This window comes from Arthrobacter sp. FB24 (assembly GCF_000196235.1).
Taxonomy (GTDB): Bacteria; Actinomycetota; Actinomycetes; order Actinomycetales; family Micrococcaceae; genus Arthrobacter.
This window is the reverse complement of sequence record NC_008537.1, coordinates 1-20,862: the sequence shown is the minus strand read 5'-3', so window position 1 is coordinate 20,862 and position 20,862 is coordinate 1. Positions and strand designations below refer to the sequence as shown.

General features: G+C 64.3%; 19 protein-coding genes. 11 read left to right on the top strand and 8 right to left on the bottom strand.

Annotated elements, in window-relative coordinates; genetic code table 11:
• Window positions 1-169: 169 nt before the first annotated feature.
• Window positions 170-1,060, top strand: a complete 891-nt coding sequence (locus tag ARTH_RS21255; RefSeq protein ID WP_011689573.1) for a hypothetical protein — start codon at window positions 170-172, stop codon at window positions 1,058-1,060.
• Window positions 1,061-1,888: 828 nt separating this feature from the next.
• Here the strand turns inward: ARTH_RS21255 and ARTH_RS21245 are convergent.
• The 4 genes from ARTH_RS21245 to ARTH_RS21230 all read right to left on the bottom strand — a co-directional run bounded on the left by ARTH_RS21245 (window position 1,889) and on the right by ARTH_RS21230 (window position 6,390).
• Window positions 1,889-2,752 carry a TIGR02391 family protein gene (locus ARTH_RS21245; RefSeq protein ID WP_011689571.1) on the bottom strand — a complete coding sequence of 288 codons (864 nt, stop codon included), beginning with the start codon at window positions 2,750-2,752 and terminating at the stop codon, window positions 1,889-1,891.
• Between the two features lie 272 nt (window positions 2,753-3,024).
• Window positions 3,025-4,290 carry an IS110-like element ISArsp5 family transposase gene (locus ARTH_RS21240; protein ID WP_011689570.1) on the bottom strand — a complete coding sequence of 422 codons (1,266 nt, stop codon included), beginning with the start codon at window positions 4,288-4,290 and terminating at the stop codon, window positions 3,025-3,027.
• Window positions 4,291-4,505: 215 nt separating this feature from the next.
• The gene (locus tag ARTH_RS21235; RefSeq protein WP_011689569.1) at window positions 4,506-5,132 is read right to left on the bottom strand and encodes a DUF3105 domain-containing protein; all 627 of its coding nucleotides are present in this window, start codon (window positions 5,130-5,132) and stop codon (window positions 4,506-4,508) included.
• A 70-nt stretch (window positions 5,133-5,202) separates the two neighbouring features.
• Window positions 5,203-6,390: a TDT family transporter gene (locus tag ARTH_RS21230; RefSeq protein ID WP_011689568.1), complete on the bottom strand. Its 1,188-nt coding sequence runs from the start codon at window positions 6,388-6,390 to the stop codon at window positions 5,203-5,205.
• A gap of 105 nt (window positions 6,391-6,495) precedes the next feature.
• Between ARTH_RS21230 and ARTH_RS21225 the strand changes: the two genes are divergently transcribed.
• A complete protein-coding gene (locus ARTH_RS21225) occupies window positions 6,496-7,449 on the top strand; it encodes a LysR family transcriptional regulator (protein WP_011689567.1) in 954 nt (317 codons plus the stop codon).
• A gap of 302 nt (window positions 7,450-7,751) precedes the next feature.
• Here the strand turns inward: ARTH_RS21225 and ARTH_RS21220 are convergent, their stop codons facing one another.
• Complete coding sequence (locus tag ARTH_RS21220) at window positions 7,752-8,237, bottom strand: COG4315 family predicted lipoprotein (protein ID WP_011689566.1); 486 nt, start codon at window positions 8,235-8,237, stop codon at window positions 7,752-7,754.
• Window positions 8,238-8,464: 227 nt separating this feature from the next.
• Here ARTH_RS21220 and ARTH_RS21215 point away from each other — a divergent pair, with 227 nt between their 5' ends.
• From ARTH_RS21215 to ARTH_RS21190, 6 genes are all read left to right on the top strand, one after another.
• Window positions 8,465-8,965, top strand: a complete 501-nt coding sequence (locus ARTH_RS21215) for a sigma-70 family RNA polymerase sigma factor (RefSeq protein WP_011689565.1) — start codon at window positions 8,465-8,467, stop codon at window positions 8,963-8,965.
• On the top strand, window positions 8,962-9,696 hold the full coding sequence (locus tag ARTH_RS21210) for an anti-sigma factor family protein (RefSeq protein WP_011689564.1): 735 nt from the start codon (window positions 8,962-8,964) through the stop codon (window positions 9,694-9,696). Before ARTH_RS21215 ends, ARTH_RS21210 begins: the two co-directional genes overlap by 4 nt.
• A gap of 215 nt (window positions 9,697-9,911) precedes the next feature.
• Window positions 9,912-10,523 (top strand): recombinase family protein, encoded by a 612-nt coding sequence (locus ARTH_RS21205; protein WP_043431383.1) that lies wholly within the window; start codon window positions 9,912-9,914, stop codon window positions 10,521-10,523.
• Window positions 10,524-10,585: 62 nt separating this feature from the next.
• Window positions 10,586-11,992 (top strand): Mu transposase C-terminal domain-containing protein, encoded by a 1,407-nt coding sequence (locus ARTH_RS21200; RefSeq protein ID WP_011689562.1) that lies wholly within the window; start codon window positions 10,586-10,588, stop codon window positions 11,990-11,992.
• Window positions 11,989-12,801 (top strand): AAA family ATPase, encoded by an 813-nt coding sequence (locus ARTH_RS21195; protein ID WP_011689561.1) that lies wholly within the window; start codon window positions 11,989-11,991, stop codon window positions 12,799-12,801. Before ARTH_RS21200 ends, ARTH_RS21195 begins: the two co-directional genes overlap by 4 nt.
• Window positions 12,802-12,967: 166 nt before the next feature.
• Window positions 12,968-13,549 carry a recombinase family protein gene (locus tag ARTH_RS21190; RefSeq protein ID WP_011689560.1) on the top strand — a complete coding sequence of 194 codons (582 nt, stop codon included), beginning with the start codon at window positions 12,968-12,970 and terminating at the stop codon, window positions 13,547-13,549.
• A 598-nt stretch (window positions 13,550-14,147) separates the two neighbouring features.
• Here the strand turns inward: ARTH_RS21190 and ARTH_RS21185 are convergent.
• Both ARTH_RS21185 and ARTH_RS21180 read right to left on the bottom strand, forming a co-directional pair.
• Window positions 14,148-14,642: a hypothetical protein gene (locus ARTH_RS21185; RefSeq protein ID WP_011689559.1), complete on the bottom strand. Its 495-nt coding sequence runs from the start codon at window positions 14,640-14,642 to the stop codon at window positions 14,148-14,150.
• Complete coding sequence (locus ARTH_RS21180; protein ID WP_011689558.1) at window positions 14,639-14,938, bottom strand: hypothetical protein; 300 nt, start codon at window positions 14,936-14,938, stop codon at window positions 14,639-14,641. The genes ARTH_RS21185 and ARTH_RS21180 overlap by 4 nt, the downstream gene beginning before the upstream one ends.
• Before the next feature lie 530 nt (window positions 14,939-15,468).
• Between ARTH_RS21180 and ARTH_RS21175 the strand changes: the two genes are divergently transcribed.
• The 3 genes from ARTH_RS21175 (at window position 15,469) to ARTH_RS21165 (ending at window position 18,040) form a co-directional block, all read left to right on the top strand.
• Window positions 15,469-15,954 carry a Chromate resistance protein ChrB gene (locus tag ARTH_RS21175; protein WP_156810869.1) on the top strand — a complete coding sequence of 162 codons (486 nt, stop codon included), beginning with the start codon at window positions 15,469-15,471 and terminating at the stop codon, window positions 15,952-15,954.
• A gap of 81 nt (window positions 15,955-16,035) precedes the next feature.
• On the top strand, window positions 16,036-16,740 hold the full coding sequence (locus ARTH_RS21170) for a DedA family protein (protein WP_011689556.1): 705 nt from the start codon (window positions 16,036-16,038) through the stop codon (window positions 16,738-16,740).
• 196 nt (window positions 16,741-16,936) lie between these two features.
• On the top strand, window positions 16,937-18,040 hold the full coding sequence (locus ARTH_RS21165) for an alkaline phosphatase family protein (protein WP_011689555.1): 1,104 nt from the start codon (window positions 16,937-16,939) through the stop codon (window positions 18,038-18,040).
• 89 nt (window positions 18,041-18,129) lie between these two features.
• On the opposite strand, the gene ARTH_RS21160 is transcribed toward ARTH_RS21165, so the two are convergent.
• Window positions 18,130-20,811, bottom strand: coding sequence for a bifunctional lysylphosphatidylglycerol flippase/synthetase MprF (locus tag ARTH_RS21160; protein WP_156810868.1), 2,682 nt, complete (start codon window positions 20,809-20,811; stop codon window positions 18,130-18,132).
• Window positions 20,812-20,862 lie beyond the last annotated feature (51 nt).

Here is a 20,862-nt window from a genome sequence, read left to right as displayed (position 1 = left end):
GAGACACTGAGGTTATGAGACAACTGGATCCAGGGATGGCGCCGGGTTCAGGTGCCCGTAAGGGGATCCTTTGCCTCGGGCTGTCAACGCTCGGTCGCGCCCGCTTCAATCCAACCCGATTCGCAACCTCTTACGGTCGTGGCCCCGTGCTGACTATTAGGCTGGCGCCATGGAATCGTTGCCCAACACTGCTCCCGGTGCCTGGCTCAAGCCTCTGATGGATTCTGTGTGGCGTGACATGCATGTTGTAGTGCCACGGGGATTCCCCGCCTACGCCAGAATCTTCCATCCGGTGACCCGGGACCGCCCAGCGGACAGCGGCTCCTGGTACGGACATCCCCGCGGTGGCGTCTTCCCGCTGGATGAACAACAGGTCCGATGGTCTGACGTTGCGATGGCTTTCGCGACCAAGATGCACCCATTGGCCCAATTCCAACGGCTCCTTGGGCACCCATCGAATCAGCAGGAAATTTTCGACAGTGAGGGCTGGCGATATGCCGCACCCCTGACCGGCAACCTCGCACCAAACATCCTCGCAGCACTCGCTGCACGCCTCTGTGAACATACCTCCACGCCAAACAACGGTGTCACCGCCATTTGGGAAGGATGGGGAGGCCTAACAAGCTCCCTCGGCCATGCCCAACTCACGTTCACTGACGTAACGACCCCCGAAAATAATGCAACCGATGCTGCCGCACTGAACACGGGACCCGGCTCGGGCCTGTTGCCGGCAGAGGTGATCCGCGGAGAAACACTCAGCCTGCCGGGGCGCGCCTACTACCTCTTCAACGCCGCGCCGCAGTTCTACCGCGACCGCGGGTGGGTGAATCATGTGCCCTGGCACCATTCCCCACAATTCCCGCAATCACCGAACATACTCTGGACGGAAGACAGAAGCTGGGTCATGGTGACCGAAATAGACTTCGACTCCACAGTGGTCGCAGGCAGCCAGGAACTCATAGCGGCACTAGTGCAGGACCCCGCCATCGAAGCGCTACCACTAAAGGAGGGAGCACACCTGACGTGGGACGCCGACGTTATCATCCGTCCCGGACAGTAGCCAGGTCTCCCATGTCCCAGCCCCAAAAGTTCCCGGCACCTTCGAAACTCACGCTCAGCCGCTCCGACTGAGGATCCTTCTACGCAACACCTGCGGTGTCGGGGCCGCTACTCGCTGTATTCCACATCCGCGAATGCTTTGACCTCTGCTCGAAGTTGCTCGGCGATACGGGCTCCCTCAGCCTTCCAGGCCAATTCCTTGGCGCGTGAGCTCCAACCGTTCTCATAAAGATTCTCGGCATCCCAAGCGTCGTACCAGGCACGAAGTCGGTCAGTTAGGGTTTTCTGACAGTCCGAAGTCAGCCGGCGCCATCGTGTATTTGCTCGGGTGACCGGGGGCGCTGTTCTCCCAAAGTGGCCACCGGTGCCCGTAGTCAGGGAACAGGCGGATGACTCGACGGGCGGCGTCGTCTGACATGACCAAAGACTAGCCCAAAGCGGGCATTCTGATGCCGGCCATCCGGCCCCGATCAGTCTGTCCGTAAGCGGCCCTTACCGGACGCCGTAGAGGTCGGCCGGACGGCTCTCGAGCTACGGCTAGGCTTTGTCGGAAGCTAGTCCTTGGGGGAAGCATGAAAGTTTGGCATCTGGCAGTCGTATCTTGGATCGTGACTGTACTCATCGGCGTTTTCGGCATGAATGCGTGGTACACGATCTGGTACTACCAAGAGCCTGTCATTGACTCTGTCGCCGAACCCGATGCCTTCGGGCTAGCCGTTGCTTGCGGCCTTGGCGTACTTGCTCTCAGCCTTCTACTTAGCGGCGCGCTGAGCATCGTAGCCGCCCGAGTCGACACGCGTCTTGGGCTAGTAGCGCCGTAACCGATCGCCTACCGGGCGGCATCACTGTCGAAGCGCTCAATCTGGCACTGATCGAGCAGTTGGGCAAGAAAGCTGTAGGCGGCAAGGCGCTCCATCGCCTGCTGCTCGCTGAGCTCGTCTCTAGTGTGGGTGGTGACGTTTCGGACCGTCAGATTGAGGCCGGTAGCCAGAGCGTTCAAAGCTTTGGCAAGTGGTTCAAGGCCACCACGCATACTCTTGGCAGTCTTGTCCTCGGCGGGGCCGGGCCAAACGAGTTTGGGTTTGCCATCAACCGCCTCGCCTGCCGACAAGGTCTGTTGCCAGAACACGGTGTCGTCTACATCGTTGCGTTTGAGCTTCTGTTTCCAATGGACTGTAAGCCCCTCGGCAGCTTCACGTACGGCAACTCGGTACTGGTGAGCTGTCCAGTGCGCAGCTGCACCCGCCCAGATGACGGGGTGAAGCTTTGCGGGAGAAAAACTTGGCAAACTCGAGTCCGAAGTGGCTTGGGCATCGGTGAGCATTGCTTCTAGCCGGCCTTTGACGTTTGCAGTCGTCATTCGAATATCACGTGGTGCAAGCGGGGCCTTGGGTGATGACATGAATGACCAGTTGGAAATCGGGTCGATAACGCCAATCCCCGCGACAGAGATGTACGCCCCGGTGACGGCGACTGCACGTGCGGCCAGCCCTGCGGCCTCTGCGACATCGAGTTCGAGACGGCGCACAAGAGCAGGGTCTTGTCCGTCTTTTGCCCATACGGTCGGGAGAATGCCTCGAGAAGAAAGATGGTCGGATTCTTGTTGCGTTTCGATCCAGGCGTTAAACGCGTCCTCGAAGCGGCCGACAGCGTCGAGTAGGCGCCGCAGATAGTCCTCACCGTAATCGGTCAAGTCGTTCCCCCCATAGTCAGAACTTGCGTCAGATGCCTCAGGTTTCAGCTTATGCCGTTCCCAGGCAGCACTGTCCCGTAAGCCGGTCCCCCACCGCGACACCCGTGGCCCACTTCCCAGCAGCGAAAAATCCCATACAAATGTGTGACTTTTAACCGGAGATGGCGGTTAAATCGCAGTTTAGATTGGCGGTTTGTGGTCCCGTCCGGGGAGCCATCAACGGGTGATCGGCAGTTCATGGGACGGCGCGTGGGGGGCCTCTATGGTTTTCGTCAAGCGGCTGAGGGTAGCCGTGGTTCGTAGAAGGTGCCGTCCCTGAGCATGGCGTAGAGGGTGTCGCAGCGGCGGCGGGCCAGAGCGATTAGAGCCTGGTTGTGACGTTTGCCTTCGGCCCGCTTGCGGTCGTAGTAGGCCCTCGACGGAGGATCTTTCAGCGCGGCGAAGGCGGAGAGGAAGAGGGCTCTTTTGAGGATCTTGTTTCCCTTCCGGGATGGGTGGTCTCCGCGAATGGATGTTCCGGATCTCCAGGTCACGGGGGCGAGGCCTGCGTAGGAGGCCAGATGCCTGGCAGATGCGAAGTCTTTGCCGACGATCTCGGTGAGGATCCGTGCTGCGGTCCTGACGCCGACCGCCGGGAGTGACGTCAGGACCGGGTGAAGAGGGTGGGCCTCCACGAGGGCTTCGACCTGGATGAAAACGGTGTCGCGGGCCTGCCGGATGTCGGCGAGCATCCGCGCCAACTGTGGCAGCACGATCGTGGCAGCGTTTGTCCCTACGACGGTGACCGTTTGTTGGTCCAGTGCGTTGATGATCTCGTCGGCGAGACGTTCACCCATCCTGGGTGCAAGCTTTGTGAGCCGGCTGGCGATCCTGCGCCGGCCGGCATGGCGGAGGGCGTCGGGGGTCGGCCAGGTCCGCAGCAGATCCAACAGTGCCGGGTGGTCCAACCGCGGGCCAAGGACACGCTCCAGTGCGGGGTGGATCTGGGTCAGCAGGCCCCGGATCCGGTTCGATGTCGCGGTGGCCTGTTTGGCCAGGTCGTCATCGAAGCCGCAGAGCATGGTCAGTTCCGCGAGCTGTTCGTCAGCGATCTGGATGGAGCGCAACGTGTGCGGCATGGTCCGGGCCGCTTCGGCGATGATGAACGCGTCCCGCGCGTCGGTTTTCGCTTCGCCCGGGTGCAGGTCCGCGATCCGGCGCATCGCCAGCCCGGGCAGGTATCCGACTGTGACGCCGGCGGCCCGGGCAACCGCGACGGGGAGTGCACCGATCGTGGCCGGCTGGTCAACCACGAGCAGGATACTGCCGTGCCTATTCAAAGAGCCGAGGATTTCGCGCAGCCGGGCCTCGTCGTTGGGCAAAGCCTTGTCGAAGAGTTTCTTACCGGCCCTGTCCACGGCAACGGCGTGGTGCTCGCCCTTGCCGACGTCCAGGCCGATGAAGACATCAATGCTTTCGTGGTTTCCGATCACCAGTACCTCCCAGTCACAGCAGCTGATACCCAGTGCTGGACTGTCCGCGGTGTCAGAGCCCGGCATCCACGTTACGCACGACGATCCCCACCTGTCCTGCCTCTATTAGCGGTCTCTCCGGCACCTACCGGACCCCGGTGACAACACCCCCCGGATCATTGAAGACTGGGGGCGGCAATCCTGCCGGGGCCGGCAGGCCAGCACACCCTCATCCTGCAACAGGAACGGGCTACGAAAAAGGTAACGGGGCTGATCGGCCGAGCGGCGGTATGTCTCCTGATTTATCCGTTGACTCCGCCGCTGCAGGTCTCGCCGGGTTCGGGTGTCTGCGGACCTTGCTGAAATGCTTTGATAAATGCGGACAGCCGCGGATCTGCCGGGTCTGTGACGCTTAGTTGTTTTCCCCAGGCGGTTGCTTCGATGCGGGATCCCTGGCCGGGAAAGGGACTGACCAACACGTGGCTCTGGTTGGTTGCAAGCCGGGCGAGTTTGGCGATGTCATCGGCGGGAAGCCCGGGTTGGTAGCTGATCCAGACGGCGCCGTGTTCAAGGGAGTGCACTGCCCGGGTTTCCTGTACGGGCCGGTCGTAGGCTCCGCAGTTCGTCCACACCGGTGAGTGGTCTCCGCCGACGCCGGGACGTTGCGGATAGGTCACCGCGGTCTGGACGTGGTTTCTGCTCAGGCCGGCATAGCTGGTGACTCCTTCGATCATGGTCGGGTCGTTCTCTGCTGCCGGGGTCGGTTGACCGCTGCCGTTTGCGGTGAGCCCGTAGGTGAGCGCGCCGGCTGCGAGGAGGAGTGGCACGCCGACGGCGATCAGCGGCCGCTGCAATCGGGCGGGCCACTTGGACCCTTTTGTGTTGGTGGGTGAGCGTTGCTGTGAACCGGGTGTTGTCCGGGGTTTCATGAGGCCGCCTTCGGGCGCTGTGAACGGTTGCTTGTTTCCGTGAGGGGCTGCTGGTCCGCTGCGGCCCCGCCTACGGTGCGGTCGTTGCGGGTTTCTGGAAGAGGGTGCCTTGGAGGATGCTGCCGTGGAAGGTCCGGGCGGCGACGATGATCCACGCGGCGACCAGCAGGGTGTAGCCGGCAACGGCCATCGCGTCGAACACGGCGAGGTGGGTGTGGGCGGCGAGGCCGGTTAGGCCGGTGACGCAGGTTCCGATGGGGAAGGTGAATGACCACCAGGTCAGGGAGAACGGCAGGCCCCGGCGTGCGGTGCGGATGGTGATGGCGGTTGCGAGGGCGGCCCACATGAGCGCGAAGCCCAGGACCGGCACCCCGTAGAGGACGCCAAGGGCTTCCATGGCCTGGGCCAGGGTCCCGGATACGGCGAGGTGGGCGTTCCCGCCCAGGAGGTTGGCGGCGGTGATGGACTGGCCCAGCGGCCCCAGCACAATCCACAAGGTGGGAACTGCCGCTGCGGCCCCGATTTTGTGCCCTGCGAGCCGGTTCCAGATGAGGGTGGTGATGATGATGGAGGCCAGCAGGCTGAGCCCGAACATCGCGTAGCATCCCATCAGCAGGCTCAGGCGCGCCTGCCCTGCCGGGACGTAGGGCAGCAGCAGCGCCCCGGTGGAAGCCGAAACCATGGGCGGCACGACGGGCATTAGCCAGCCGCCGAACGCACTGTCCTGTGTGACCTGGTGCCGGGTGAACTGCAGATACGGGACGGCAACGGCACTGGCCAGGCCCAGCACGGTACCGGCGACCCAAAGCACCGTATCGATACCGAGTGCCAGCTGTTCGCCGAGGACGTCTTTTCCCAGCAGCAGGGTCCCGGCGCCGACGGTGAGAAGGGCCATGGGCGGTGCGCCGTAGAAGTGCGCCATCACCGGATGGCTGTGGTGGCTTTGGGCGGTTTCCCGGTGCCGGATCCAGTGCACCACGGTCGCGGTGGTTAGCAGTATCAGCAGCATAGACGCCAGGGCCCAGACGACGGTGGCGCCGGTGCGCAGGCCGGGGAACTGCAGGGGCAGCGTCGCGGCGGCGGTCGCGACGATCCCGGTACCCATGATGGAGGCGAACCAGTTAGGGGTCAGGTTCGCGAACAGCTCCGACGGCTTCTCCAGACGGCGCAGGACGCGCCGGCCCCCGGTACGGCCACCCGGGGTCTGTGCCGATGGTGCGGGGTGGTGTTTATCGGCGGTCAGCAGCAGTGTTCCCATACCTTCCATGCTCCCGGTCCCGGACCTGCCACAGTAGGGGGCATACACTTGTCAGGGTACAAGTCGGACTTGTACCGCCTGTGACTTTCCGAAGGAGATTCCCCGATGCTCAGCCCCCGCATACCGGAGCTCTCCGCCCTGGAAATGCTGGCCGCTGTTCATGATCTGGGGTCCCTGTCCGCCGCGGGGAAATACCTTGGGCTGTCCCAGCAGGCTGTCTCCTCCCGGATGCGCTCCCTGGAGTCCCAGATCGGGTTCGTCCTGCTGACCCGGACCCCGCGGGGGTCCACCCTGACAGAATCAGGTGAACTGGTCGCAGGGTGGGCGGCAGAGGTCCTCGCAGCCGGGGAACGGCTCGATGCCGGGATCGCCTCGCTCCGATCCGACACCGCCCGGCAGTTGAAGGTCGCGGCCAGCCAGACCATCGCCGAACACCTGCTGCCGCTCTGGCTGGTCGCGCTGCGCCGCCAGCAGGAGTCCCTCGGACTTACTCCCACGGTCGTGGAGCTGGCGGTGAACAACAGTGAAGCCACCGTAGCCCTGGTCCGATCCGGACAGGCAGCCATCGGCTTCATCGAAAGCCCGCACCTTCCCCCGGACCTGAGCACCGCGGCGGTGCAGGACGATGACCTGGTCCTGGTCGTCGCACCGCGGCATCCCTGGGCCCGGCGCCGGACCCCGGTGACGGCAGGCGAGCTGGCAGCAACCGCGCTGGTCACCAGGGAACACGGCAGCGGAACCCGGGACGCCCTCGAGCACCTGCTCACCACCGCCGGAACCGCGAACCTGGCAGAGCCGCTGGTGGAACTCTCTACGACGGCGGCCGTCCGCTCCGCCATCGCAGCCGGCACGGCCCCCGGAGTACTCAGCGCACTGGCCGTCCGTGACGACCTCGCACTGCACCGGCTCGTCGCAGTCCCCGTCCGCGGGCTGCCTCTGCGCCGCGCCCTGACCGCCATCTGGCAGACCGGCCCTACACCCCCGCCCGGACCGCCCCGTGACCTGGCCGCCATCGCCGCCAAAGCTGCTTCAGGAACCGGCACCCGCCCGAAGACGTGAAATCCGGCACGGTTGTAATACTTTCCGTGATGGGGAAGGCAGCCCGTGGAATGACGCGGGCACACGGGTTCGAAGGAGAGAACACAGTACCCGCGAGGGCAGTAGGGGACTCTTCGTGGTTGGCCTGGAATTCGCCGCGTCGGATGCTGAGTTACGCGGGCGGGATTTGCGCGGCGCTGTATCGCGGACCAAGGGAGTGGTCGAGGGACCGTGGTCTGTAACTGGTGGCAGCCGTTCTTGCCGACACACGATCCCCGGCCGGCCAGCTAAAAGGCCGGTGGCGCCCAGGACGCTGCGTTGTGTTATCCGGCGGGGGTGCTGATCTTTTCCCCGGCCGGGTTGATGACCCACCAGATCTTGTTGAAGCCCTGGCCCTTGACTTCGCCCGGGGCGGTGTCTTTGCTGTAAAGGTACAGGGGCATCCCCTTGAGTGTGACCTGCCTGGTCCCGGCGTCGGTGGTGATCACGCCGACCTTTCCGGTGACACCCTCCACTACCGGGGTCCCGGATCCGGCGGTCACCGCCGGCCAGATGGACAGGCAGGCCCCGGTGCAGGCACTTTTCCCGGAGTCTTTGACGTCCTTGTCGAAAACATAGACGGACATGCCCTTACCGTTGACAACCGTGGTCCCCAGGGAGGTTTTCGCGGTCCCCAGATCTGCCGGGGCGGCACTGGTGGTGGGGGCTGACGTTGTTCCGGTGGAGGTCGATGTTGATGCGCCGCAGCCGGTCAGGGCCAGAGCGGAAAGGGACAGTGCTGCCATGGCTGTGCTCAGTCTCGTGTTCATGAAATATTTTTTCTCTTAAAGAAGATCTTTGGAACAGATGCACCCGGGCTGCTCTCAGCCGGTCGTTGCGGTGGATCTGCACGGCGCGGGTTGGCCGCTATGCCCTAAGACGGCGCAGGTGGTGAGAATGGTTCAACCGGGGGCGGAATTTTTTACGGCTGAACTTTTCCCGGCCATTGGGCGTCTTAGCGGGTAGAGCCCGTTCCATCGAGATGTCAGGGGCGTCCATGCCATTGGATGAGCAGATAGTCGCAGAGATCTACCGGGAGCATGCACCGGCGCTGCGGCGCTTCGTGATCGGAATAACATCCAGCCCGGAGCAGGCTGAAGACGTCGTACAGGAAACGATTCTGCGCATCTGGCAGCAGGCGCCCGGGATCACCACCAGTATGCGCGGTTACCTTTTCCGGACGGCCAGGAACATCGTCATCGACAATTTCCGGCATCAACAGCGCCGGCCCCAGCAAACGCAGACGGAGCACCTGGAGCAGATGGCGATTACGGTCGAGCACGTGGACGGGCTGTTGATGAAGGTGCTGATGGAAGAAGCGCTGACCCGGCTCAGTGCCGTGCACCGCGAGGTCATCATTGCCCTGCATTACCGCCGTTTCACGGCGGCCGAAGCCGCCGCGGTCCTCAACCTCCCGGCCGGGACGGTCAAGTCCCGTGCTTTCTACGCCCTCAAGGCCCTCCGCGCCGTTCTGGATGAAATGGGAGTGAAACCGTGAACACGGACCCGGCAGACCACGACGCCCTCCACCACCTGGTGGGCGCTTATGTACTCGGCGCCCTGGAACCCGGAGAGCGGGCACTCTTCGACCAGCACCTGACACTGTGCCCGCGATGCTCGGGCGAGCTTAAGTCCCTGAGCGCCCTGGCGGGGTTCCTTAATACCGTGCCCGCAGAAACGGCGATCAGGATGGCCGCCCCCCAGACAGCGGCCGGACCGGTCCACAGGATCAGGGGCAGCTCCGCGCCCCGTGCAGGCGCCCCGGAGGCGACGGACCAACCCGGGCTGGCGCCGCTGATGGCGCAGCTGGCCACCCGCCGGCGGCGGACCCGACGGCGGACCACGGGATTGGTCTCCGGCACGGCCGCAGCCTTCCTGGTCATCGGCTTCGCAGCCGGCCCAGCCCTGACAGGGTCCCCGAAACCGGAAGAAAGTTATACCAGCAGCGCCGCCTCCGGACCCCAAGTGCAGCTGGGCCTGGTCAAGAAGGCCTGGGGAACCGAGCTGGCCCTGGACGGACGCGGGCTTCCCGACCGCGGAGTCATCTCGCTCTGGGTCAGGGACACATCGGGCAACTATGACCGGGCGGCCAGCTGGAACGCCACAGCCCAGGGCCGGGCCAAGGTAACGGGCGCAACACCAGTGACCATCGAGGACGTGGAAACCATCGAAATCCGCGACACCGCCGGACAAAAAATCGCTGTCCTAGCCAGAGCCGCCAACAACTGACACACCGAAAAACTGCCCGCGCGGATGCCGCCCACACTGGGCGCCCGAGCAGGCGAGAACAAACCCCCAACGGTGCCACATACGACCGTATTTGCTACAAGCGGACAGGATCTTCAAAAGATTCGGTGCACTCCCGAATTTTGTAGCGAAACCCAGTGTCGGTTTCTATGTGCCGGTTCTTCTGCTGGTTGACGGGTATTGGTACATTTGGGCGCATGGGACATCTGTTGGGCTACGCCCGGGTATCGACCGGGGACCAGGACGCGGCCCTGCAGCAGGACGCGTTGAAGGCGGCCGGCTGCTACCGCGTCTTCACCGACACGGCTTCCGGGTCTCTGGAGTCCCGGCCGGAACTGACCAAGGTTCTGGACCAACTCCGTCCCGGGGACACTCTGGTTGTGTGGCGGCTGGATCGCCTCGGCCGATCCATCCGGCACTTGATTGATCAGCTGGCTGGCCTGCAGGAGCGCGGCATTGGGTTCCGGTCCTTGCAGGAGGCGATCGATACTACGTCTTCAGGTGGGCGTCTCGTCTTTCATGTGTTCGCGGCCCTTGCCGAGTTTGAGCGGGACCTGATCCGTGAACGGACCAACGCAGGTCTCCAGGCCGCGAGGGCACGCGGGCGCGTCGGTGGCCGGCCCCCGTTGCTGACCAAGGACAAGCTCCGGACCGCCCGCCGGATGTATGAGCAGAAGGACATGACGGTCGAGAAGATCGGCGAAGTCCTCGGCGTCAGCCGCACCACCGTGTATCGGGCCCTGCGGCGCGAACCGGTCCCTGCGGCGGCACGGCGGCGGTCTACGACAAAACAGAAGACAGTCCGGTGACGGTCGGAGGCAGCAATACCTCGACGGGGGTTGCTGCCTCCACGCCTGACCAGACAGCCTTGATGCGCTGGCAGATCTTGCGCCGGCATATCGAAGAGGGTGTGCCCCTCACCGCCCTTGCCGCGCACGAAGGCATCGGCCTGCGGACACTGCAGCGATGGCATGCGGCGCACAAACGCGGCGGCATCGCCGGACTCGCCACAGCAAACCGCGGGACCACCCAACGCAGGAGCACTCCCGAGCTGATCGCACTTGTCGAAGGTCTGGCTCTGCTGAAACCGCGCCTGCCCGTGGCCACCATCGCCCGCAAAGCCAACCGCGTCGCCGCCGGCCACAACTGGCCGCCCCTCTCCTACAGCACGGTCCGCTCCATCACCACGGGCCTTGACCCCGGCATGAGAATGCTCGCCCAGAAGGGAACGGCCGCCTACCGGGACACCTACGAACTGGCCTGGCGACACCGGGCCGAACGCCCCAATGCCATCTGGCAGACAGACCACACCGAACTGGACATCCTTGTCTTGGACGCAAACTTGAAACCCGGGCGTCCGTGGCTGACTACGATCATGGACGACTACTCCCGCGCGATCTGTGGCTACATGGTCTTCCTTGGAGCACCGTCCGCCCTGAATACCGCGCTGGCACTGCGGCAGGGAATCTGGCCCAAGAACGGGGCCGGGTGGCCGATGTGCGGGATCCCCGACATCCTCTACGTCGACCACGGCTCAGACTTCACCAGCAACCACCTGACCCAAACCGCGAAGGACCTGCACTTCGAAATCACCTACTCAACGGTCGCAAGACCCCAAGGGCGGGGAAAGATCGAACGGTTCTACGGCACCATTAATACGGAACTGCTGACCGAACTGCCCGGACGCCTGGCCCGCGGGCACCCGCAACCGGCGCCGGTGCTGACACTCAAGGAGCTGGACACGGCGATCAGCCGTTTCATCTCGGAGGACTACCACCAGCGCGAGCACCCCGAGATCAGGACGACACCGCATGATGCCTGGGTAGGTGATGGCTGGCTGCCCCGGCTTCCGGCATCCATGGACGATCTGAACCTGCTCCTGTTGACCGTGGCCAAACCCCGCATCGTCCACCGCGACGGCTTGCACTTCCAAGGACTCAGATACGTCTCGCCCCTGCTGGCCGCCTACGTCCGCGAACCCGTCGTCGTTCGCTACGACCCGCGGGATGTTACCGAGATCCGCGTCTTTCACAAGAATCAGTTCATCTGCAAGGCCGTGGACCCCGACCATGAAACCTCGACACTGACCCTTAAGGACATCCAGGCCGCACGATCGGCGCGGCGCCGGGAGCTGCGCGGACAAATCAACCAGCGCATAGCCGTCGTGGCCCGGCACCTGCCGGACCTGGCATCAGCGAAACCGGCTCCCGCCCCGGTCCCTGACGATCAACCCACAAAGCGCCCGAAGCTCCGCACCTACCTGGAGGACGACCGATGACAACACAAAGCTTCATTGCCACCAAAGAGCACCGCCGGTTCGCCGAGTTCGCCGACGCAGTGCGCCGCCAGCACACCATCGGCATCTGCTACGGCCATGCCGGCATCGGAAAGACCCTCTCCGCCAAGCGCTACGCCAACTGGCACAAGGCCGAGAACCTCATAGAACAGTGGGGTCCCCGGGACGACGCCGACTACCAGATCTACGCGGCCCTGGCCCGGGCACGCACAGTCTTCTACACCCCTGCCGTTCTCACCTCACCCAAACAGATCCACGCCGAACTCGAGCACATCAGCACCCGCGTATCGATCTGCGTGGACCAGCACCTGGAAAAAATCGGCAAGAAAACAGGACCGCACACCCGCACCGGTAAGCATGTCGAGCTCCTCATCATTGACGAATCCGAGCGCCTCAACGCCACAGCCCTGGAGCTGCTGCGCGACCGCTACGACCGCGACAACATAGCCCTGATCCTCATCGGCATGCCCGGGATTGAAAAATGGTTCAGCCGCTACGCACAGCTCTACAGCAGGGTCGGCTTCGCCCACGAATACCGCCCACTCGCACAGGAAGAACTGAATTTCGTCCTGGAGCGCCGATGGCACAAACTCGGTCAAACCCTAGACCCGGAAGACTTCACCGATGCCCAGGCCATCGCCGCCGTCGCCCGGATCACCCGAGGCAACTTCCGCCTCATCGACCGGCTCTTCACCCAAATCGAACGAGTCATGAAAATCAACGAACTCAGCACCATCACCGACGACGTCATTGAAGCTGCACGCTCAACCCTCGTCATCGGAATCAGTTAGAACCGCCAAACCGGGCTGTGAAAAAACCGCCACTCCGAGCTAACAGTCACAGAAAACCGCCGTTGGGACGAAAAACCGAGCTCAGGGCCGGTCGTTCTCACAAATAGTTATCAAAACGGTACAGTCGAACCAACACACCAGGCTGAGTTTTGAGAAGAGAACACCCATGACCGCACACCGAATCGGCTACGCCCGAGTCTCCACCCGGGACCAGAACCTGGGCTTGCAGATCGGCGCCCTGAAGAAGGCCGGATGCGACAAAATCTACGAAGACACGATCAGCGGCACCAAGTCTCACCGCCCCGGACTCGGCCAGGCGCTAGACACCCTGCGCGACGGTGACACCCTGGTGGTGTGGAAGCTAGACCGCCTGGGCCGGAGCGTGAAAGACCTCCTGGACTTCGCCGGCGGCCTAAACAACCGCGGCGTAGGCTTCGTCAGCCTCACCGACGCGATCGATACCACCACGGTCTCCGGGCGCTTTTTCTTCAACGTGATGGCATCCCTGGCCCAGATGGAACGGGAGCTCATGGTCGAACGCACCCAAGCCGGACTCCGAGCCGCGCGCGAACAGGGACGAGTAGGTGGCCGCAAACGCATCATGACGGAAGCCAAGATCCGCTCAGCCCGCAAACTACTCAACCAGGGAACACCGCCCCGGGAAGTGGCCACGAGCCTCGGCATCTCCGTCCCGACGCTCTACCGGTGGGTCCCGGCAGCAGGCGCGACTGGGGCTTCGACGCAATAGTCGCTGCTGTTTGGTGCAGGCGACTTCTGAAAAGTGACGGTTGGTGAAGAGGACTATTGAGCGGAATGCAATTCCGTGCAGGGGACTTGTGACATCTCCGTGTCCGTACTCGTCTGCACTACGCCGGAATTCCGCGGGAGCGAGTGCAGACGACTTCTGAAAACGACAATTTTCGGCGGTAGATGGCGGTCTTTTTGCGGCGATATTCGTCGCCGCGCTGCCGCGAGGGAATCGCCTATCGAACGCCGGGCCGGTTATTAGGCTGGCGTCCTCCGGGCGCCGGTATGTGCTTGTAGAGGGAATTTCGGTCCGGTCGTGGGAAGCGCTTTCTTCGTGCTTTGCCTGATGCACGCCGCCCTCACCACCACGCTTCGGGCTTCATGGTTCCCGGGTTCGGTGGTCTCTCGTTCCTGCGGCCAGAATCGGAACGCTGTGGGTACTCGGATAGCTGTAAGGGTCCCTACAGGGGCCGAAGTGGGCCGGCTGTGGCCGGTTGGTGATCGGTGGGCTCCAGCAGACCAGCGCCGGGTAGTGGTCATTGAACAGACAGCCCTGGCATGGTCCGGCGTCGTCCCGGTTTGCGTTCGTTCGGCCGGGCTTAGAGCCCGGTTAGCAGCTCGCGGGCTCTGTCGAGGGCGTCTTGGCACGTGCGAACCATTTGCCCGGGTGTGTTCGAGGTTCGGTAGAGGTCGCGTGCCCATTCGAATTCGGCAGCTGCCTCGCGGTAGCGGGCTTCGTCGAACAGTCGCCTGCCGATCTGGTATCGGACCATGGCCTCGCGGAAGCGGGTCCCGGCCAGTTGTAGTGCTTCTTCGTGGACCCGGGCCGCCTCATGCCAGGCGTATTGGCGCTGGTAGGCGCGGGCGAGCACCAACAGGGGTAGGAGCCGGTCCCGGGCTGTTGCCGCCAGTGCGTGGCCGGCGTGTATGGCTTCCTCTGGCTGGCCGAGAAGCGATAAGATCCACACCCGTTCAAGGGCAGGGCAGGAGTCGAGGCGGGCCCACAGCGCCTCCCTGTCCAGGACGATTTCCCGCAGCGTTATCGGGTCCGTTCTCCACAGACTTCCCTGGACCTGGTCGGGGTCGGGTATCACAGGACCGGTGCTGCTTGATCAGAGCCCGGGACGGCGCGGCGCCTCCAGAGGTCCCTCTCGAGGGTGGTTCCGTACGGTACGTCGGGGCTGGCCTCCACCGTGAACAGCGACTGGCCGAGGCGGGTCATTAGGATTCCTCGTCTGTCCCCCGACTCTGCGGTGTCCCGGACCTGCTTCACGGCGACGGCCAGGTCCTCCTGGAGACAATGCGGATTTTCTACGACCACGACCCGGACAGCGGGGCTATCCGGCGCCGTGGACAAAGGTCCCCCGGGTGCAGGGTTGGCGGTGGTCATGTGTACCCAATCTCCTAGATCTGATCACATTCTGCCTAACCATCGGTACCGGCCGGGATGGAAGGCACGTGCTGGTCAGCCGGACGGCAGTTGCACGATCTGCGCCAGCATAACCGAGCTTCCTGTATGGTCCACCAAAAGACGGCGTCAATTCGGGGCGCTGTTTCGGCGGCTTCACCGGGGTCGGACGCACCAGTCCTTCGACGCTGTGCGGGCGGCTGGTCGGCCATTAGGAGCTACGGACCGGGCGCACACTTACCGGGGCCGCAGTCTTCCGGCGACCGCGGCGGAGGCTTTTTCTTCCTGCTGTGCTGCCGCTGAAGTACCGAGGGCCTGTGATGTCCGCGCGGGCTGCGATGCATGTAGGGCTCTCCCGTCGGAATGCCCCTGCTTCGGAGTCTCTTTGGCCGCCGGGGCAGGTTGTACGGCGCGGATAAGGGTGGCGGACACCTATTGTTCCGGGCAGTCCGTGCGCACACTGGATTCGGAGCGGCCGGGTGTGGCCAACGGCGCCCGATAAGCTGGGGTCCATGACGTGGTTGGTGCTGATAGTCAGGCTCCGTGGCGCTGCACCCCGGTATCGGCGCCGCGTTTACGCCGCTCTCGCTGACGGCGGAGGTGTCGCCGTTTCCGGGGGTGTCTGGGCTATCCCGGATACCGTGATGCATCGTCCGGCCGTGGATGCCGCCGTAAGGCATGCCCTGGCCGGCGGCGGTGACATCGTTGTCATGGCCACCACGACGGACAATGGCGCCAGTCATGAGGTATTCGAGGTGAAACTTTCCGAACGGCTCACGGCCGAGGCAGAGGCTATCACCGGCAGGTGCACAGGTCTTGCTGCCGCGGCCGCGGCCGGGTGCGGGCGGGGTGGGCTGTCGACGGATCTACATGCCCTTCAACGGGACGTCCGCAGCTTGGCGCGCCTGGACGTGATCGGGCTTGAGGTCGTCGCGTCAGCTGAAGCGGCTGTGGCCCGGGCAGGGAATTTACCGGCGGCGTGTGAGTGCCGGGTTTGAGGAACGGGCCCGGTCGTTGCGGATTGCACCGGGCAGCTGTTCTCAGCGTCTGCTCAGCATGGTTGCCCTACGGTGAGGGCCATGGTTTCTTTGGCGCTGCCTGCCGGTGTGTTGTCCCGACCCGTTGCCGGGCTGCTCCCGCCGTGGCTTGATCCGAACGAGTTCCTGCGTGATCCTGCCTTGGCTCCATGGGTCGTCGGGGTCGTGTGTGTGTTCCTGTTCGTCGAGACCGGTCTTCTGGTCGGGTTCTTCCTGCCGGGGGATTCGCTTCTGTTCACGGCGGGATTGCTGGTGGCCACCGGCACTATTCAGGTGAATATTCTGTTTCTGGCGGCCGCCGCGTTCGTGGCCGCTTTCGTAGGCGACCAGGCCGGGTATCTGATCGGCCGCAAAGCGGGGCCTGCGGTATTTCGGAAAGAGGATTCCCGGTTTTTCAAACGCAGATACGTGGACCAGGCGCACCGCTTTTTCGAGAAGTACGGACGCCGGTCCGTTGTTCTGGCCCGCTTTGTTCCGGTGGTGCGGACGTTCCTTCCGGTCACGGCCGGCGTCGCCGGGATGAGTTACCATTCCTTCTTCGCCTTTAATGCCATCGGGGCTGCCTTGTGGGGCGTAGGGGTGACGTTGCTCGGGTTCTGGCTGGGACGCTACGAGTGGATCGGTTCGAACATTGACCTGATTTTCGTTGTCATCGTTGTAATCTCTTTCGTCCCCATCGCAGTGGAACTGCTCAAGAGCCGACGACGTACCGCCGCCGCTCAGGGACGGGAGCACGAAAGATGCTGAACAAGGTAAGGGCCGGAGGCGCTGGGGACCGGCCGAAGCTCTTTCCGGCGGCTGCTCCTTCACCGGTTGCCCGCAGGAAGATCAGAGCATCCCAAAGGCTCATTTCTGGCAGGCTCAGTCGCAGGGGCCGGGAACTTTGCGGCGGCGTCACCGCAGGGGTATCCGTCGAGGAAAATTCTGAGGACAGGAGCTCAGCGTGACAGCCCGAACTCGTTCGCTACGGAAGAGCACGCTCCCGCGGCGATCCCAGACCGCCACGCTGATGGCGATGGTCGCCCTCGTCGTCACGGCGGCGGCCTGCCAGTCGCAGGGTGGGCCGGTGCAGGGACAACGGGCCGGCACGCCGGGCCACGTGTTCGTGATCAATCTGGAGAACAAGGGTTATGACCGGGTGTGGGACAGCGGCTCCCCGGCCCCGTACCTCTCCGGAACACTGCGCTCCCAGGGGGTGCTGCTGACCAACTATTACGGCATCTCGCACAACTCGCTGCCCAATTATCTCGCCCAGATCTCCGGGCAGCCGCCGAACATGAGCACCAAAAAGGACTGCCCCGTCTACACGCCGTTTACCGGCACGGGACTGGATTCGCAGGGACGGCTGATGGGAGACGGGTGCGTGTTCCCTGCCGAGGTGCCCACCATCGCCGGGCAACTGAGCGCCAAGGCGAAAGCCTGGCGCGGCTACATGGAAGACATGTCCGCACCCTGCCAGCACCCGGAGCTCGGTGCCGTCGACGAACATGTGGCGGCCTCCCCCGGTGACCAGTACGGCACCCGCCACAACCCGTTCGTTTATTTCCGTTCCCTGACCTCCACCCCGGACTGCGCCAAAAACGTCGTCAACTACTCCAAGCTCGCAAAGGACCTGCAGTCGGTCAACACCACGGCCAACCTCTCCTACATCACCCCTAACCTCTGCCACGACGGGCACGACAGTCCCTGCGTGGACGGGACCGCCGGCGGCCTCGGTACGGCGGATGAATGGTTGAAGAGCCAGGTGCCGGCGATCCTGGCCTCCCCCGCCTACCAGCAGGACGGCATGCTCGTGATCACCTTTGACGAGGCCGACGGCGGGGCCGTCGGCCCCTCGACGGGCGTCACCGGCGGCACGACCGGAGGAAAGGTCGGCGCCCTGGTGCTCTCCCCGTTCACCGCCCCGGGCAGCAGCTCGGACCGCCCCTACAACCATTACAGCCTGCTGGCCACCATGGAAGACATCTTCGCCCTGCCCCGTCTCGCGGGCGCCGGCGAACCGGGGGTCAACACCTTCGGGACCGACGTTTACCGTTCCGGTCCCTAGGAAACGCCGCTCCGCAAAGGGGAGGTGAAGGGGGTCCTTCGTTTGCGGCCGCGTTCGCCGTCCTGGGCCGGCGGAGGGGGCACCGGTTGTTACGGCCGCGGCGGTGTCGCGGCGTGAGGTTTCACCGTTTGCGCCTCACCGGGGTTTCGGGAGGGTGACTGGTGGCCGGTCTGTCGGGCGTGTTTGATGGGAAGTTTTTTGTATTTGGCGCGTCCGAGGACATGGCGGGCCAGCGTCAGGGTTTCGCGGAGTTTGATGGCGGGGAGGTATGCGCGGGTGATGGCGTTGCCGATGGCCGGAAGGGCGGCCGCGTCAGGGTAGAGCATGTACAGGGGTTCGTAGCGGGGCTGGAATTTTGCTTTGAATGCCAGCAGGGACCTGAACCCGTAGACAGGTTCCAGGGCCGCGCCGAGCCGGCCTAGGAAGCGGTCGAGGCCGCCGGTTCCTCCCGTTTCGGGGGTTTCCACGGTGGATGGTGTGGTTCCGCTCAGCCGGGCCAGCGGTGCTCCGGAGAGACTGATATAGCGGCAGCCCTCGGCTTGGAGGTCCAGGGCTGCGGAGGCGATGAGGAATTCGATGCCGGCACGGAACCCTGTGCTGCGGCGCCGCATAAAGTCCAGGGTCCAGCCTTCGATAGCGCCGTTGCGGTAGACGGGCAGCCAGGAAGTAACGGCGTGGATTTGGTGGGTGTCGTCGATGGCGAGCAGCAGGCGGACGTTGGGGTCGTTGAGTTCGTCCAGGCCGCCGAGGGTGAAGCCCATTTCCGGGACTTTTTTATCGGCTACCCATTCTTCGGAGATTTCCTGGATCTGGGCGGACACGGTGAGGGGTGCGTCATGGTAGGTGGTCCATTCGGCGCGGATCCCGTTTTTGGCCGCGTTGTTCAGGGCCGTGCGGATGTCCTGGAATTTTTTTCCTTTGAAGGACAGCGTGTCCAGTTCCAGAATGGTTTCCTGGGCTACCTGCACGGATCCCCAGCCAAGAGAAGCTGCGTGGTCGCGCAGGTGTTGGGGTACGGAGTAGAAGCACGGGGTCCAGCCGTGACCGGTGCAGAATGCTGTGAACTCCGCCAAAGAGGACTTTCCCTGGTGTCCGGGGCCGACCGGGCCTCCAAGGGTCAGGGCAATCCCGGCGATGGTCCGGTAGGCGATAAAGCTTTCTCCGGTGGCGGAGAACCAGTAGGTGTTCCCCGGCCAGGTTGTCATCCACGACAGGGTGCTGCCCTGCCCTGTTTTCAGAATTTCCCGGGCCCGGGCGGTCCCAGCGGCGTGCTGGGCCGGGACCGGGTGCTGGAATGTTTTGAGAATCAGGACGGCGGTGACGGCCCAGAATACGGTGCCGGTGCCTTCATAGAGGATGACCGCGGGGGTGCTTTGGGGGAAGAACGCCGGGGAGAGATCGAGCAGGTATCCCAGCGGCAGGAACCTGTCGGGAATATCGGCCAGCAGGTCAAGCGGCGCCGGAACGGGCGTGAAGCCGGGGGCCAGGAGGATGCCGGCGAGCAGGTAGACCGAGGCCAGGGCGGCGGCTGTTTTCCCGGCGCTGACCGCGAGGCGCTGGTAGGTTCCTGCCGGGGCGGTGAGGGGGAACAATTTGCGGGTCAGCAGCAGCACCAGCGTCAGTGCCACCGGCAGCAGCAGCGGCAGTATCAGGGCCAGCGGGTGCGTGTAGCCGGGGACCTCGATAGGGCCGGCCGCTTCGCCGGCAGCGGTGTTTGGGGGCGCCGGGGACAACGCTGCGGCAATGGTGATTCCTGCCAGAACGGACAATGCCAGCTCGATCAGCACGGCGCCGGCCCAGGCGAAGCGGCGTCCCCGCCGCAGCCCGTCGGAGAGCAGCAGCAGCAAAATCGACGGGAGGACGGCCATGAAGATCCCACCGGCACCGGCGCGCAGCTGCAGCTGCGCCCTCGCGCATTCCTTGGCCTGTCCAGGGTCTGTGCAGAGGCTTTGGAGTGTCTGCGGGTCTACGGGCTGGATGTTCGTAAACAGGAACCGCAACACCGAGAGGGGCCCGGCGGCGTGCGGGGCCAGGCCGGCGACGACAGGTCCGACGGCGGAAACGGCCACCAGCAGGGCGACCAGGACCCGGCCTTCGTGCCGGGAGGTGACGGGACGGCCGAACCGGGGTGCCCTGCCATGCAGGACCGGGCCGAGGAGGGCGCCGGCAACGGCGGCTCCGAGCCGGACCAAATCCGCGAACCCGCCTGTATAGAGGGCCAGCAGAATCAGCAGGGCGAAGACGGCCAGGCGGATCCGCCGCCGCCAGAGCGTTGGCATCCCCGCCGTGCCGGCCATCAGTGCCCCGGTGATGAGTGCACTGGGGCCGATGAAGAGGTGCCCGCTCATTTCGCGTGTCCAGGCACCCATCACCTGGTGCGCGGCGGCCAGGAAGCCAAGAGCGGCGGCGATTCCCAGGATCTGGGAGCCGAGGGCGGCTGTAGCGAACCGCGCACTGCCCATCCGTGGTTCCAGGGCCAGCCCCACCACCAGGATCAGGGCACTTCCGAGCAGGTACCCGGTCAGGTTATGCGCCCAGAAACCTGAGGCGGGCAGCGCCCACCAGTGGCCGGGCACAGAGTGTGCCGCCGCGGCCACGTTCGGTCGCAGGGTCCCGGACGGGCCGTCGATGAGACTGGACGACACAGCTCCGGCGGCCCAAAAGATGAAAATCCAGCCAAGTGTGGCCGGCGCGCGGCGCAGCTGCCGGAGCGCAAAGGCCAGTGCCCTTGGAATGACCGGTTTCCCGGGCTCCTGAGGGGTCGCAGCCAAAGGGTTCCTTTCAACGGAGGGGTCGCACGCTGACACGGGAGTGGCCCTCCA

Coding starts and splice junctions, on each gene's coding strand:
- ARTH_RS21255 (WP_011689573.1), top strand. CDS start 170: ATGGAATCGTTGCCCAACACTGCTCCCGGTGCCTGGCTCAAGCCTCTG.
- ARTH_RS21240 (WP_011689570.1), bottom strand. CDS start 4,290: ATGCCGGGCTCTGACACCGCGGACAGTCCAGCACTGGGTATCAGCTGC.
- ARTH_RS21235 (WP_011689569.1), bottom strand. CDS start 5,132: ATGAAACCCCGGACAACACCCGGTTCACAGCAACGCTCACCCACCAAC.
- ARTH_RS21230 (WP_011689568.1), bottom strand. CDS start 6,390: ATGGGAACACTGCTGCTGACCGCCGATAAACACCACCCCGCACCATCG.
- ARTH_RS21225 (WP_011689567.1), top strand. CDS start 6,496: ATGCTCAGCCCCCGCATACCGGAGCTCTCCGCCCTGGAAATGCTGGCC.
- ARTH_RS21220 (WP_011689566.1), bottom strand. CDS start 8,237: ATGAACACGAGACTGAGCACAGCCATGGCAGCACTGTCCCTTTCCGCT.
- ARTH_RS21215 (WP_011689565.1), top strand. CDS start 8,465: ATGCCATTGGATGAGCAGATAGTCGCAGAGATCTACCGGGAGCATGCA.
- ARTH_RS21205 (WP_043431383.1), top strand. CDS start 9,912: ATGGGACATCTGTTGGGCTACGCCCGGGTATCGACCGGGGACCAGGAC.
- ARTH_RS21200 (WP_011689562.1), top strand. CDS start 10,586: ATGCGCTGGCAGATCTTGCGCCGGCATATCGAAGAGGGTGTGCCCCTC.
- ARTH_RS21195 (WP_011689561.1), top strand. CDS start 11,989: ATGACAACACAAAGCTTCATTGCCACCAAAGAGCACCGCCGGTTCGCC.
- ARTH_RS21190 (WP_011689560.1), top strand. CDS start 12,968: ATGACCGCACACCGAATCGGCTACGCCCGAGTCTCCACCCGGGACCAG.
- ARTH_RS21180 (WP_011689558.1), bottom strand. CDS start 14,938: ATGACCACCGCCAACCCTGCACCCGGGGGACCTTTGTCCACGGCGCCG.
- ARTH_RS21175 (WP_156810869.1), top strand. CDS start 15,469: ATGACGTGGTTGGTGCTGATAGTCAGGCTCCGTGGCGCTGCACCCCGG.
- ARTH_RS21170 (WP_011689556.1), top strand. CDS start 16,036: ATGGTTTCTTTGGCGCTGCCTGCCGGTGTGTTGTCCCGACCCGTTGCC.